Below are 13,607 nucleotides of genomic sequence, written 5' to 3'. Positions count from 1 at the left end.
GCCTCAGCCGCCTACGGCGAAGGCGCGCAGGAACAGCGCCACCACTTCTTCCACGTGCCGCTCGCCCTCGGCCTCGTCCAGCGGTTCGGCGCAGCCGATCAACAGACGGTAATTGGCGCAGCCCTTGACCAGCATGAAGAAGTGTTCGGCGGCGTGGCGCGCGTCCGGGAACGCCAGCTTGCCGCTGCGGCGTGCCTGCTCGAGGAGGCGCTCCATCTCGTCGATCACCTGCTTTGGCCCGGCCTCGAAGAACAGCTCGGAGAGCTTGGGATTCTGTCCGGCCTGTGCGGCCATCAGGCGGGTCAGGGCGATCGCCTCGTGGCTGTTGATCAGCCGGTGGAAGCCGCGGGCGATATTCAGCAGGACCTTTTCCAGCGGCGCGCCTTCGGCCAGCTGGAAGTACAGGGCGGGAAGCTGCTCGGCGCACTTGGCCTTCACCGCTTCGCTGAACAGGGTTTCCTTGTCGGTGAAGTGGCTGTAGACGGTGAGCTTGGAAACGCCGGCTTCCGAGGCGATGGCTTCCATGCTGCTGCCGTCGTAGCCGTTGCAGAGGAACAGGCGCTTGGCCGCCTCGAGAATGGCTTCCCGTTTGGCCGGGTCCTTGGGCCGGCCGGGACCGACGGAGGAGGTGGGTTCTGACATGCGCTTATACAATTGAAATACTGGACTGATGGGTTCTGTATTTTTACTATACCGCCCAGTATAAGAACTCGAACGCAGTTTGCGGAAGGTGTCACATGTACCGCCATATCCCGCTCGTCGCCCTGTCCCTGCTTTCCTCCCTGTTCCTCTCCGCCTGCGGCAACGGCACGCCGCCGCCAGCCGCGGCGCGTCCGGCGATCGTCGTCCAGCCCCAGCCGGCGGGGGAGGTGAGCCAGGCCTTTCCCGGCGAGATCCGCGCCCGCCACGAGCCGGAGCTGGCCTTCCGCATCGGCGGCAAGGTCATCCGCCGGCTGGTGGAAGTCGGCGAGCGGGTGAAGAAGGACCAGCCCCTGGCCGAACTCGATCCCCAGGACGTGCGCCTGCAACTGGAGGCGGCGCGGGCCCAGGTCAGTGCCGCCGAGGCCAACCTGCAGACCGTGCGCGCCGAGTACCGGCGCTACCGCACCTTGCTCGACCGCAACCTGGTCAGCCATTCCCAGTTCGAGAACATCCAGAACAGCTACCGCGCCGGCGAGGCGCGGTTGAAGCAGATCCGCGCCGAATTCAACGTCGCCGACAACCAGGCCGGCTACGCCGTGCTGCGCTCGCCCCAGGATGGTGTGATCGCCAGCCGGCGCGTCGAGGTGGGCCAGGTGGTGGCGGCCGGGCAGACGGTCTTCAGCCTGGCCGCCGACGGCGAGCGCGAGGTGCTGATCGGCCTGCCGGAACACAGCTTCGAACGTTTCCGCATCGGCCAGCCGGTGTCGGTCGAACTCTGGTCGCAACGCGACAGACGCTTCGCCGGGCATATCCGCGAGCTCTCGCCCGCGGCCGATCCGCAATCGCGTACCTTCGCCGCCCGGGTGGCCTTCGACGACCGCGCGACTCCGGCCGAACTGGGCCAGAGCGCGCGGGTCTACGTCGCCGCCGCCGAGGCGGTGCCGTTATCGGTTCCCTTGTCGGCGCTGACCGCAGAGGCCGGCCAGGCATTCGTCTGGGTGGTCGAACCGGGCAGCTCGACCCTGCGCCGGCAGCCGGTGCGCACCGGTCCCTATGCCGAGGACCGGGTGCCGGTGCTCGAAGGCCTGAAGGCTGGCGACTGGGTGGTGGCCACCGGGGTCCAGGTGCTTCGCGAAGGGCAGCAGGTGCGTCCGATCGACCGGGCCAACCGCACGGTGAAACTGGCGGCCAAGGAGTAGTCGCATGTCCTTCAACCTTTCCGCCTGGGCGTTGCAGAATCGCCAGATCGTCCTGTACCTGATGCTCCTGCTTGGCGCGGTTGGCGCGCTGTCCTACAGCAAGCTGGGGCAGAGCGAAGACCCGCCGTTCACCTTCAAGGCCATGGTGGTGCAGACCAACTGGCCGGGTGCCAGCGCCGAAGAGGTGGCCCGGCAGGTCACCGAGCGTATCGAGAAGAAGCTGATGGAAACCGGCGACTACGATCGCATCGTGTCCTTCTCCCGCCCCGGCGTCTCGCAGGTGACCTTCATGGCCCGCGAGGACATCCATTCCAGCGAGATCCCCGAACTCTGGTACCAGATCCGCAAGAAGATCAGCGACATTCGCGCCACCTTGCCGCAAAGCATCCAGGGCCCGTTCTTCAACGACGAGTTCGGCACCACCTACGGCAACATCTATGCGCTCACCGGCAAGGGCTTCGACTATGCGGTGATGAAGGACTATGCCGACCGCCTGCAACTGCAATTGCAGCGGATCAGGAACGTCGGCAAGGTCGAACTGATCGGCCTGCAGGACGAGAAGATCTGGATCGACCTGTCCAACACCAAGCTGGCCACCCTCGGCCTGCCCCTGGCGGCGGTGCAGAAGGCGCTGGAGGAACAGAACGCGGTGGCCTCCTCCGGGTTCTTCGAGACCGCCAGCGACCGCGTGCAATTGCGCGTTTCCGGGCGTTTCGATTCGGTGGAGGAGATCCGCGACTTCCCCATCCGCGTCGGCGACCGCACTTTCCGCATCGGCGACGTGGCCGAGGTTCGCCGCGGCTTCAACGATCCGCCGGCGCCGCGCATGCGCTTCATGGGCGAGGACGCCATCGGCCTGGCGGTCTCGATGAAGCCGGGCGGCGACATCCTGGTGCTGGGCAAGGCCCTGGAAGCCGAGTTCGCCCGCCTGCAGCAGTCGCTGCCGGCCGGACTGGAACTGCGCAAGGTGTCCGACCAGCCGGCGGCGGTACGTACCGGGGTCGGCGAGTTCATCCGGGTACTGGCCGAGGCGCTGGTGATCGTCCTGCTGGTGAGCTTCTTCTCCCTCGGCCTGCGCACCGGCCTGGTGGTGGCGCTGTCGATCCCGCTGGTGCTGGCGATGACCTTCGCCGCCATGCATTACTTCGGCATCGGCCTGCACAAGATTTCCCTCGGCGCCCTGGTGCTGGCGCTGGGATTGCTGGTGGACGACGCGATCATCGCGGTGGAGATGATGGCGGTGAAGATGGAGCAGGGCTACGACCGTCTCAAGGCGGCCAGCTTCGCCTGGACCAGTACTGCCTTCCCGATGCTCACCGGCACCCTGATCACCGCCGCCGGCTTCCTGCCGATCGCCACCGCGCAGTCCGGCACCGGCGAATACACCCGCTCGCTGTTCCAGGTGGTGACCATCGCTCTGGTGGTCTCCTGGTTCGCCGCGGTGGTCTTCGTTCCCTACCTGGGGGCCAGGCTGCTGCCGGACCTGGCCAGGCTGTACGCGCAGAAGCACGGCGGCAGCGCCGATGGCTACGATCCCTATGCAACGGCCTTCTACCAGCGCTTCCGGCGCCTGGTGGAGTGGTGCGTTCGCTACCGCAAGACGGTGATCGTCCTGACCCTCGCCGCCTTCGCCGGCGCGCTGCTGCTGTTCCGCCTGGTGCCGCAGCAGTTCTTCCCGCCATCGGCGCGCCTGGAGCTGCTACTGGATATCAAGCTGGCCGAAGGCGCTTCGCTGCGCTCGACCAGCGAGGAAGTCCAGCGCCTGGAGAAGATGCTGCAGGGGCATGAGGGCATCGACAACTACGTGGCCTACGTGGGAACCGGCTCGCCACGCTTCTACCTGCCGCTGGACCAGCAGTTGCCGGCGGCCAGCTTCGCCCAGGTGGTGGTGCTGGCCAAGGACCTGGAGAGGCGCGAGGCGCTGCGCAAGTGGCTGATCGAGCGGATGAACGAGGACTTCCCGCACCTGCGCAGCCGCATCAGTCGCCTGGAGAACGGGCCGCCGGTGGGCTATCCGGTGCAGTTCCGGGTTTCCGGCGAGGACATCCCGCAGGTTCGCGAACTGGCGCGCAAGGTCGCCGACAAGATGCGCGAGAACCCGCACGTGGTGAATGTGCACCTGGATTGGGAAGAGCCGAGCAAGGTGGTGTACCTGAGCATCGACCAGGAGCGCGCCCGTGCCCTGGGGGTGAGCACCGCCAGCCTGTCGCAGTTCCTGCAGAGCGCGCTGACCGGTTCGCACGTGAGCTTCTTCCGCGAAGACAACGAGCTGATCGAGATCCTCCTGCGCGGCACCGAGCAGGAGCGTCGCGACCTGTCGCTGCTGCCGAGCCTGGCGGTGCCGACCGAGAATGGTCGGAGCGTGGCGCTGTCGCAGATCGCCACGCTCGAATACGGTTTCGAAGAGGGCATCATCTGGCACCGCAACCGCCTGCCGACGGTCACCGTGCGCGCCGATATCTACGACGATTCGCTGCCGGCGACCCTGGTCGCGCAGATCGCCCCGACCCTGGAACCGATCCGCGCCGAGCTGCCGGACGGCTACCTGCTGGAGGTGGGCGGCACGGTAGAGGACGCGGCGAAGGGCCAGAGTTCGGTGAACGCCGGCGTGCCGCTGTTCATCGTGGTGGTGTTGAGCCTGCTGATGGTGCAGTTGCGCAGCTTCTCGCGGATGGCGATGGTATTCCTCACCGCACCGCTGGGCCTGATCGGCGTGACCCTGTTCCTGCTGCTGTTCCGCCAGCCGTTCGGCTTCGTGGCGATGCTCGGGACCATCGCCCTGGCCGGCATGATCATGCGCAACTCGGTGATCCTGGTGGACCAGATCGAACAGGACATCAGCCATGGACTGGATCGCTGGCACGCCATCATCGAGGCTACCGTGCGGCGTTTCCGGCCCATCGTGCTGACCGCGCTGGCGGCGGTGCTGGCGATGATCCCGCTGTCGCGCAGCGTGTTCTTCGGACCGATGGCGGTGGCGATCATGGGCGGGCTGATCGTCGCCACCGTGCTCACCCTGCTGTTCCTGCCGGCGCTCTATGCCGCCTGGTTCCGCGTGAAGAAGGACGAGGCGCCGGCCTGACGGGAGAAGGGGCCGGGGCGAACGCGCCCCGGCCGTCGACTCACCTGGCTGCGCCGAAGACCTTCTTGGCCAGGCCGGTGGCGGCCGCCGCCGGGTTCTGGCGGATGCTCTTCTCCTGCCTGGCGATCATCTCGAAGAGCCCGTCGAGGGCCTGTTCGGTGACATAACCCTCGACGTTGGCGCTCTTCGCATCGACCACCCCAAGGGTCGCCGCCTGGCTGGCGAAGGCGTTGTACTGCTTGACCAGGCCGACCTCGTCGGTGGCCTGCTTGACGATCGGCAGGAACTTCGCGCGCAGCTGTTCGCGGCTGGACTTGTCCAGGTATTCGGTGGCGGCGTCGTCGCCGCCCTTGAGGATGCCCTTGGCGTCGGTCACGGTCATCTTCTTCACCGCCTCCACCAGCAGGCCCTGGGCCTGCGGCACGGCGGCCTCGGCGGCGCGGTTCATGCTCGCCTCGAGCTGGTCGACCTGGGCGCCCATGCCGAACTGCTTCATCAGCTTCGCCGCCTTGCCCAGCTTGCCGGGCAGTTCGATGCGCACGTCCGGGTTGTTGTTGAAGCCGCCCGGCTGGCCAAGCTGGCGGATGGCAATCTGCGCGCCCTGGGTCAGGGCGTCCTTCAGGCCGCTGGAGGCGTCGTTCTGCGACAGGTCGGCGAGGGACAGGGCGAGAGCGTTGGCCGAGAGCAGCAGGCCGGCGCAGAGGGCAGTGAGTCGGAACATGACAGCGTCCTTGATGTGGAACGTACGGGGTATCCGGCCGCTCGTCGTGAGGTGGATCGGCAACCGGTTGCGAATAGGAGGTGGAGTGTACTGGAGGGAACCGCCGGTTCGCACCGGCGGCTTGCCGCTGCGTGCTTCAGCGCGCCGATTCGACCTGCACGCGATAGGGCTGCGGGTCGCTGCCGTCGAGTTTCACCGAGTGGCGGGTGGTGTTGATGAACAGCAACTGGCCGTTCAGCTCGATGCGCGCGCTCACTGCATAGCTGTGGCCCGGCTTGACCTGCTTCGGGTCGTACTCCAGGTGGAACGCCAGCGGCACCTGGCTGGTGATCTCGCGGGTCTGGCTGGCCAGTTGCACCGAGGGGGCGTCGGCCAGGGACACGTCTTCCAGGCTCACGCTCAGGCGCGCCGAGGGCGGCAGGGCGATACGCTCGCGGTAGAAGACCTCACCATCGAAGCTGGCGTTCGAAGTCGATTGCTGGGTACCGCAGCCGGCGAGGATGCTGGCGGCGAGCAGCAATGGCAGTTTTTTCATGGGAGCCTCCTTTCAGACGGAACAAAAAACGAGCGGGCCTCTGACCCGGGAAACCAGCATAGGTTGCCGGGCCGGAACAGGGAAAGGTCGCAGGATATTTCAGCGGAGCGGCGCCCGTCCCTCGCGGGGCGGGCGCCGGGTCTCAGTTGGCGGCTGCGTCGTTGCTTTCGGCGGCGGCTTCCTCGGCGGGACGCTCCAGCGCCACCTGGCGGATCGACAGGCGGATCTCCGCCGGCAGCACGCGCTTGGCGGCGCCTTCGGCCAGTTCGCCGAGCAGTTCGTGGTAGCTCAGTTTGCCGGCCTCGTCCTTGCGCAGCACACGCAGGTCGAGAAGGGTCTGGATGAAGTGGCGGAACAGGCTCTTGTCGAAGAACTCCGGGGCGTTCAGGCCATGCAGGATCGACAGGCGCTGGGCCATCACGGTGCAGAGGTTCTCCAGTTCCTCGGCGGTCAGGGCGTTCTGCCCGGCGTTGAGCAGCAGGGCGATGGCCATGTAGAAGCGCTGCAGGGTCTGGGTCACCGAACGAGCGAGGAGGATCAGCAGCACGTATTGCCGCGAGCTTGGCGCCGGGCGGATGAAGGTGTCGTTCTCCTGGCGCAGCAGGTCCTGTTCCACCAGGGCCGCCAGCCACTGGTCGATCACCGCGTCGAGTTCGTCCAGGCTCCAGCGGATGAACAGTTCCGCCTGCAGGTAGGGATAGAGCGCGCGGGCGAAGCGCAGCAACTGTTCGCGGCTGATCCGCGAGTTGCTCTGGAAGAAGCTGGCGATCAGCGCCGGCAGGGCGAAGACGTGGAGGACGTTGTTGCGGTAGTAGGTCGCCAGCACCGCGTTCTGTTCGTCGAGATAGAGGATGCGGCCCAGCGCGTCCTTCTGCTCGGCCAGCAGGTTCATGCTCTTCACGTACTCGATCAGGGCCTGGCCGTCGCCATCCGGCAGGGTCGCGCTGGGCGAGTAGGGCACCTTGCGCAGCAACGCCAGGTAGAGGTCGAGGATTCGCGCCAGGGCGCTTTCGTCGAGGGCCTGGCGGCTGGTGGAGAGCAGCGCCAGGGCGACCAGGTTGACCGGGTTGATCGCCGCCGCGTCGTTGAGGTGGCGGGCGACGTCCTTGGCCAGCAGGTTGGTGGTCTGCGGCAGCCAGTCGGGGCGGTATTCCGGGCCGAGGTCCTGGTCCTGCCAGTCCGGCTGGTGGCGGTCGAGGAACTGGTCGAGATGGATCGGCTCGCCGAAGTTCACCCAGACCTGGCCGAAACGCTGCTTCAGGGCACCGACCACCTTGAACAGGTCGAAGATCGACTCCTTCTTCTTGGTCGCGCCGCGCAGTTCGCCGAGGTAGGTGCGGCCTTCCAGCACGCGCTCATAACCGATGTAGACCGGCACGAAGACGATCGGCCGGCGCGAGTCTCGGAGGAAGCTGCGCAGGGTGATGGCGAGCATCCCGGTGCGAGGGTGGAGCATGCGCCCGGTGCGCGAACGGCCGCCCTCGACGAAGTACTCGGTGGAGAAACCGCGGGAGAACAGGGTATGCAGGTATTCGTTGAACACTGCGGTGTAGAGCTGGTTGCCCTTGAAGCTGCGGCGCATGAAGAAGGCCCCCCCGCGGCGCAGGATCGAGCCGATCACCGGCATGTTCAGGTTGATCCCGGCGGCGATGTGCGGCGGGGTCAGGCCGTTGCGGAACAACAGGTAGGACAGCAGCAGGTAGTCGATGTGGCTGCGGTGGCAGGGCACGTAGACGATCTCGTTGCCCTGGGCCACGTCCTGCACCCGTTCGATATGGTTGACCTTGACGCCTTCGTACAGCTTGTTCCAGAACCAGCTGAGGATGACTTCGAGGAAGCGGATCACCGGATAGGAGAAGTCCGAGGCGATTTCATTGGCGTAGCGCAGTGCGATGCCTTCGGCCTTTTCCTGGGATATCCGTTCGCTCTCGCATTCCTCGCTGATCGCCTGGCGTACCAGCGGCGCGCGCAGCAGGCCCTTGACCAGGTTGCGGCGGTGCGACAGGTCGGGACCGATCACCGCGGTCTTCAGGTTGCGGAAGTGCACCCGGAGGATACGGTTGACCATGCGCAGCGTGCGTTCGTGGCCCTTGCCCTGTTCCACCAGTTCGCGCAGGTGGATCGGCGCGGAGAACTGCACGCGGGTCTTGCGTCCGAGGATGAGGATGCGCGCCAGCTTGCGCAGGCGCCCGGTGACCGCCCAGTTGTCGGCGAACAGCAGCTTCCAGGGGCTCGATTCGCTGTCCGGCGATTGTCCCCAGAACACACTGACCGGAATGATCTGTGCGTCGTCGAGACCGTTCTGGCCGACCGCGGCGAGCATGCGCACCAGGGTCGGCGAGGCGCCGCGCTTATCCTGGCGGCCGAGCCAGTCGGGTTCGGGCGTCAGGTAGAAGAACGCCGCCGGCTCGATGGCGTCGCCTACCGCTACCGGCATCACCGGACGCGGCAGCCCGGCCTTGCGGCATTCGGTATCCACCACCGCGAGATCGCTGACCGAAGGCTGTTGCAGCACGTAGAGCACCGGCTTGCTGCGGTCGATCTTCAGGGTGAAGGCCGATTGGTTGATGGTTTCCGAGCGTACCCAGAGGTACAGCAGGCGGCGCAGGGCGCCAAAACCAAAGCGGCGGAAAGGGTAGCGGGGCATACGGTGTCTACTGGCAGTTGATCGGGACCCGGCGTGACGGGCGCGGCTAGTTTGCCGCAATCCCCGGAGGGCCGCAAAAGAACGCAACGCGTCCTACGGCGAACGGCGGCGAACAGGTTGCGAATGTAGAACCTTTGGCAGGCGGTCGGGTTCTGTCACGTTTTGCCAAGGTTCTCCCGGTGCCCCGTATTGCCAGGCGGCGGGGCGCTTCGGCTATAGTCCCTGCGCGTTTTTCGCGGCCCTGGCCGGACATGGCGGCGGCCGCCGGAACAGGTAGGGGACCATGATCGAAACAAGAAACCTCGGCAAACGCTTCGGCTCGCGGGTGGCGGTGGACGACCTGTCCTTCCAGGTGGAGACGGGGGAAGTACTGGGCTTCCTCGGTCCGAACGGCGCCGGCAAGTCCACCACCATGAAGATGCTCACCGGTTTCCTGGCGCCCAGCGCCGGCACCGCGAGCATCTTCGGCTTCGACATCCGCAACCGCACGCTGCAGGCGCAGCGGCTGATCGGCTACCTCCCGGAAGGTTCGCCCTGCTATGCGGAAATGACCGTACAGGGGTTTCTCGATTTCATCGCCGAGATCCGTGGCTACCGTGGTGCCGGCAAGCGCGAGCGGGTCGCGCGGGCACTGGGGCTGCTGGAGCTGGACGAGGTGCGCCGGCAGACCATCGAAACCCTCTCCAAGGGCTTCCGCCGGCGCGTCGGCCTGGCCCAGGCGATCCTCCACGAACCGCGGGCGCTGGTGCTCGACGAGCCCACCGACGGGCTCGATCCGAACCAGAAGCACCAGGTCCGCGAACTGATCCGCGGCCTCGCGCAGGAGCGCATCGTGATCATCTCCACCCATATCCTCGAGGAAGTCTCGGCGCTGTGCAGCCGCGCCCTGGTGATCGGCGGCGGGCGGCTGCTGGCGGACAGCACGCCGCTGGAGCTGGCCAGTCGCTCGCGCTACCACCAGGCGGTGACGCTCTACAGCGACGAGCCCCTGGATGCCGTGGCGCTGGCGGTGCTGCCGGGCGTGGCGGGTATCGAGGAGAACCCCGCCGAAGGCAGCCTGACCGTCCTGGCGCAGCCGGGCGCGGTGATCTTCCCCCAGGTCAGCGGGCTGGTCGCCGAGCGCGGCTGGCGGGTCCGCGAACTGGACGTGGAGCGCGGGCGGCTCGACGAGGTCTTCCGCAACCTGACCCGGGGGACGGCGGCATGAAGCAACTGCCGGTGATCTTCAAGCGCGAACTGGCGAGCTATTTCGCCACGCCGCTGGCCTATGTGTTCATCGTGATCTTCCTGGTCCTGGCGGGCGTGTTCACCTTCTACCTGGGCAACTTCTACGAACGCAACCAGGCCGACCTGGCCTCCTTCTTCGCCTTCCATCCCTGGCTCTACCTGTTCCTGGTTCCCGCGCTGGCCATGCGCCTGTGGGCGGAGGAGCGCAAGTCCGGCTCGATCGAGCTGCTGATGACCCTGCCGCTGACCCGCTTCGAAGCCGTGGCCGGCAAGTTCCTGGCTGCCTGGGCGTTCGCCGGTATCGCGCTGCTGCTGACCTTCCCCATGGTGCTCACGGTGAACTACCTGGGCGAGCCGGACAACGGTGCGATTCTCGCCGGCTACCTGGGCAGTTGGCTGCTGGCCGGCGGCTACCTGGCCATCGGTTCGTGCATGTCGGCCCTGGCGAAGAACCAGGTGATCGCTTTCATCCTCGCCGTGGCCGCCTGCTTCCTGTTCATGCTCAGCGGCTTTCCGCTGGTGCTCGATGCGTTCAGCCAGTGGGCACCGCAGTGGTTGCTCGATGCGGTGGCCTCGCTGAGCCTGCTGACCCGCTTCGATGCTGTCAGCAAGGGCGTCATCGACCTGCGCGACCTGCTGTATTTCGTCAGCCTGATCGTCGCCTGGCTGGCCGCCACGGCGGTGGCGGTCGACCTGAAGAAAGCCGAATGAGGGGGAGTCGATGAAACGCGTGTTGTCCTCTGGCGCCGGGCTGTTGCTGATCGCGCTGGCGTTCCTGGCCTTCAACATGGTCTCCGGCCTGCTGTTCAGCGGCGTGCGGCTCGACCTGACCGAGCAGAAGCTCTACACCATCAGTCCCGGAACCAAGCGGATCCTGGCCGGCCTCGACGAGCCGATCAACCTATACTTCTTCTATTCGGATAGCGGTGCCCGGGAACTGGTGCCGCTGCGCAACTACGCCAGGCGCGTCGAAGAACTGCTGCGTGCCTACGAGCGCGAGGCGAACGGCAGGATTCGCCTGCAGGTGATCGATCCCGAGCCGTTCTCCGAGAACGAGGACAAGGCCACCGAGTTCGGCCTGCAAGGAATTCCCCTGCAGCAGGGCGGCGACAACCTGTACTTCGGCCTGGCCGGCAGCAACGCCCTGGACGGAGTCCAGGTCATACCCTTCTTCCCGCTCGATCAGGAGGAGTTCCTCGAATACGACATCAGCCGCCTGGTGCAGACCCTGGCCCAGCCGCAGCGGCCGGTGGTCGGCCTGATGTCGTCGCTGCCGCTCAATGGCGGCTTCGACATGGCCAGCCGGCAACCGACCTCGCCGTGGATGGTCATGGAGGAAATCCGCCAGCAATTCGACCTGCGCAGCCTCAAGAGCGATGCCACGGAAATCCCGCCGGAGGTCTCGGTGCTGCTGCTGGTGCATCCCAAGCAGTTGCCCGAGCAGACGCTATACGCCATCGACCAGTTCGTCCTGCGCGGGGGCAAGCTGCTGGCGTTCGTCGACCCCTTCAGCGAGGCCGACAGCGGCAGCGATTTCGCCGCTACGCTGGATGGCGACAAGTCGTCCGACCTCGCGCCGCTGTTCGAGGCCTGGGGGCTGCGCCTGCTGCCGGGCAAGGTGCTCGGCGACGGCGCCTATGCGATGTCCATCAGTCTTGGCCGGGACCAGCGTCCGGCCCGGCATCCGGCCTGGCTCAGCTTGCCGCGCGAGGCGCTGGACCAGGACGACATCGCCACTGCCGGCCTGGAAAGCCTGACCCTGGCGACGCCCGGCATCCTCGAAAGGCTCTCCGGAGCGAGTACCAGCTTCACGCCTTTGCTGCAAAGCTCGACCCAGGCGATGCCGTTCGATGCCTCGCGCTTCGGCCTGCTGCGCGACCCCGGCGATCTGATGCGCGAGCTGCGCCCGAGCAGCCGGCGGCATACTCTCGCCGCCCGTATCCAGGGGCCGGCGAAGAGTGCCTTCGCGGAGGGCATCGAGGGGCATCGCGAAGGCCTGAAGGAGGCGCGCAACATCAATGTCATCGTCGTGGCCGATACCGACCTGCTCAGCGACCGCATGTGGGTCCAGGTGCAGGACTTCTTCGGCCAGCGCGTGCCGCAGCCCTGGGCCGACAACGGCGCGCTGGTGGTCAACGCGCTGGACAACCTGTCGGGTACCGACGCGCTGATCAGCGTGCGCTCCCGCGGCCGGTTCAGCCGGCCGTTCGTGGTGGTCGAGCGCCTGCAGCGCGAGGCCGAGACGAGCTTCCGGCAGAAGGAGGACCAGCTCAAGCAGCGCCTCGCCGATACCGAGCAGCAACTCGCCGCCCTCCAGCAGGGCACCGCCCCGGAGAAGGCCGTCGAACTGACGCCCGAACAGCAGGCCACGCTGCGCCAGTACATGCAGGAGAAGCTGCGCATCCGCAAGGAGCTGCGCGAGGTGCAGTACCAGTTGAACGCCGATATCGACGCACTGGGCCGCACCCTGAAGCTGGTCAATATCGCCCTGGTTCCCTCGTTGCTCACGGTCGGCGTGCTGCTCGGCTGGCTCTGGCGGCGCCGGCGCATGGCCCGGGGAGGGCATTGAAGCATGCGGCGCAATACGCTGATCGTCCTCCTGGCGCTGGTGGCGGCGCTGGCCGGAACCTTCGCCTGGCTGCAGCGCGAGCGCGCAGCCGAGGTACCTGCCTTGCCGGCGGCAGAGCGCTGGCTGCCGGAACTGGACAGCGCGACGCTGAATGGCCTGCACATGCAGTTTGCCGACGGTTCGCCGGATATCCGGGTCGAGCGGCGTGCGGGCGCGTGGGTCCTGCCGGCCAAGGCCGGCTATCCGGCCGATCGGCTACGCTTGTCGGCGCTGCTCGAGGCACTGGCAGAGGCGCGCAAGGTCGAGGCGAAGAGCGCCAACCCGAAGAACCACGCGCTGCTTGGCCTGGCGGAGCGTGGCGAGGGGCAGGCGCTACGCCTGAGCCTGCTGCGGCAGTCCGGCGAGCCTCTGGTGCTGCTGGTGGGCAAGGATGCGCAGCATGGCGGTAGCTTCGTACGACGACTGGGCGATCCGCAGGCCTGGCTGATCGACAAGCGCCTGCCGGTGCCGAACAACGAGCTGGAGTGGCTCGACCGGCGGATCGCCACGCTGCCCTTTGCCCGGGTACGCGAACTGCAACTGCGCTATCCGAAGGGCGAGCGCCTGGATCTCTATCGCGACGACGCCGGGCAGCCGAACCTGCAGGTCCGGCAGTTGCCCCCAGGGCGCAAGCTGGCCTATGAGGCAGCGGCCAACGGCGCGGCGGCGCTGTTCGCCGACCTGCGTTTCGCCGATGTAGCGCCGCTGGCGCAGGTGGGATTCAGACAGGCGCCATTGCTCCTGGCGTTCAGCCTGCGGACGTTTTCCGGAGCGCGTCTGGATGGCGAGATTCGGCGCCAGGGCGAGCAATACTGGTTGTTGCCGAAGAGCGTCGAGGGCTTCGCCGGTGGCGAGGTCGCCGCCCATCCTGACTGGGCCTATCGGATCGAAGAGGACCGCTACCGCGCCCTGGCCCGGCACCTGCCGGAACTGCTGGCGCGCTGAG

10 protein-coding genes are annotated in these 13,607 nt (G+C 66.9%); 6 read left to right on the top strand and 4 right to left on the bottom strand.

Annotated elements, in window-relative coordinates; all coding sequences use genetic code 11:
* Positions 1–3: 3 nt before the first annotated feature.
* Positions 4–642: an efflux system transcriptional repressor MexL gene (gene mexL / locus HMPREF2886_RS26225; protein WP_033969782.1), complete on the bottom strand. Its 639-nt coding sequence runs from the start codon at positions 640–642 to the stop codon at positions 4–6.
* Between the two features lie 95 nt (positions 643–737).
* On the opposite strand from mexL, the gene mexJ reads away from it, so the two are divergent.
* Positions 738–1,841: a multidrug efflux RND transporter periplasmic adaptor subunit MexJ gene (gene mexJ, locus HMPREF2886_RS26220; protein ID WP_033969779.1), complete on the top strand. Its 1,104-nt coding sequence runs from the start codon at positions 738–740 to the stop codon at positions 1,839–1,841.
* 4 nt (positions 1,842–1,845) lie between these two features.
* Positions 1,846–4,923: a multidrug efflux RND transporter permease subunit MexK gene (gene mexK / locus HMPREF2886_RS26215; protein WP_070748672.1), complete on the top strand. Its 3,078-nt coding sequence runs from the start codon at positions 1,846–1,848 to the stop codon at positions 4,921–4,923.
* Positions 4,924–4,963: 40 nt separating this feature from the next.
* Here the strand turns inward: mexK and HMPREF2886_RS26210 are convergent, their stop codons facing one another.
* The 3 genes from HMPREF2886_RS26210 to plsB all read right to left on the bottom strand — a co-directional run bounded on the left by HMPREF2886_RS26210 (position 4,964) and on the right by plsB (position 8,826).
* Complete coding sequence (locus tag HMPREF2886_RS26210) at positions 4,964–5,644, bottom strand: DUF4197 domain-containing protein (RefSeq protein ID WP_033969774.1); 681 nt, start codon at positions 5,642–5,644, stop codon at positions 4,964–4,966.
* Between the two features lie 136 nt (positions 5,645–5,780).
* A complete protein-coding gene (locus tag HMPREF2886_RS26205; RefSeq protein WP_003098642.1) occupies positions 5,781–6,179 on the bottom strand; it encodes a YbaY family lipoprotein in 399 nt (132 codons plus the stop codon).
* Positions 6,180–6,321: 142 nt separating this feature from the next.
* Positions 6,322–8,826 carry a glycerol-3-phosphate 1-O-acyltransferase PlsB gene (gene plsB, locus HMPREF2886_RS26200; protein WP_003113856.1) on the bottom strand — a complete coding sequence of 835 codons (2,505 nt, stop codon included), beginning with the start codon at positions 8,824–8,826 and terminating at the stop codon, positions 6,322–6,324.
* A 283-nt stretch (positions 8,827–9,109) separates the two neighbouring features.
* Between plsB and HMPREF2886_RS26195 the strand changes: the two genes are divergently transcribed.
* From HMPREF2886_RS26195 to HMPREF2886_RS26180, 4 genes are read left to right on the top strand one after another with little or no spacing between them, the layout of a single operon-like run.
* Positions 9,110–10,033 (top strand): ABC transporter ATP-binding protein, encoded by a 924-nt coding sequence (locus tag HMPREF2886_RS26195; protein WP_033969772.1) that lies wholly within the window; start codon positions 9,110–9,112, stop codon positions 10,031–10,033.
* Positions 10,030–10,764 carry an ABC transporter permease gene (locus tag HMPREF2886_RS26190; RefSeq protein ID WP_003092451.1) on the top strand — a complete coding sequence of 245 codons (735 nt, stop codon included), beginning with the start codon at positions 10,030–10,032 and terminating at the stop codon, positions 10,762–10,764. Before HMPREF2886_RS26195 ends, HMPREF2886_RS26190 begins: the two co-directional genes overlap by 4 nt.
* Before the next feature lie 10 nt (positions 10,765–10,774).
* Positions 10,775–12,622 carry a GldG family protein gene (locus HMPREF2886_RS26185; RefSeq protein ID WP_070748670.1) on the top strand — a complete coding sequence of 616 codons (1,848 nt, stop codon included), beginning with the start codon at positions 10,775–10,777 and terminating at the stop codon, positions 12,620–12,622.
* Positions 12,623–12,625: 3 nt separating this feature from the next.
* On the top strand, positions 12,626–13,606 hold the full coding sequence (locus tag HMPREF2886_RS26180; RefSeq protein WP_057389292.1) for a DUF4340 domain-containing protein: 981 nt from the start codon (positions 12,626–12,628) through the stop codon (positions 13,604–13,606).
* Position 13,607: the final 1 nt, after the last annotated feature.

Source organism: Pseudomonas sp. HMSC066A08 (assembly GCF_001813025.1).
Lineage (GTDB): Bacteria > Pseudomonadota > Gammaproteobacteria > Pseudomonadales > Pseudomonadaceae > Pseudomonas > Pseudomonas aeruginosa.
The sequence above is the reverse complement of the archived record's forward strand: the minus strand, read 5'-3'. Positions and strand labels throughout refer to the sequence as shown.

Bases quoted from the DNA above. Each gene is read 5' to 3' on its own strand.
- HMPREF2886_RS26180 (WP_057389292.1), top strand. From the start codon at position 12,626: ATGCGGCGCAATACGCTGATCGTCCTCCTGGCGCTGGTGGCGGCGCTG.
- HMPREF2886_RS26210 (WP_033969774.1), bottom strand. From the start codon at position 5,644: ATGTTCCGACTCACTGCCCTCTGCGCCGGCCTGCTGCTCTCGGCCAAC.
- HMPREF2886_RS26195 (WP_033969772.1), top strand. From the start codon at position 9,110: ATGATCGAAACAAGAAACCTCGGCAAACGCTTCGGCTCGCGGGTGGCG.
- HMPREF2886_RS26205 (WP_003098642.1), bottom strand. From the start codon at position 6,179: ATGAAAAAACTGCCATTGCTGCTCGCCGCCAGCATCCTCGCCGGCTGC.
- mexK (WP_070748672.1), top strand. From the start codon at position 1,846: ATGTCCTTCAACCTTTCCGCCTGGGCGTTGCAGAATCGCCAGATCGTC.
- mexL (WP_033969782.1), bottom strand. From the start codon at position 642: ATGTCAGAACCCACCTCCTCCGTCGGTCCCGGCCGGCCCAAGGACCCG.
- HMPREF2886_RS26190 (WP_003092451.1), top strand. From the start codon at position 10,030: ATGAAGCAACTGCCGGTGATCTTCAAGCGCGAACTGGCGAGCTATTTC.
- plsB (WP_003113856.1), bottom strand. From the start codon at position 8,826: ATGCCCCGCTACCCTTTCCGCCGCTTTGGTTTTGGCGCCCTGCGCCGC.
- mexJ (WP_033969779.1), top strand. From the start codon at position 738: ATGTACCGCCATATCCCGCTCGTCGCCCTGTCCCTGCTTTCCTCCCTG.
- HMPREF2886_RS26185 (WP_070748670.1), top strand. From the start codon at position 10,775: ATGAAACGCGTGTTGTCCTCTGGCGCCGGGCTGTTGCTGATCGCGCTG.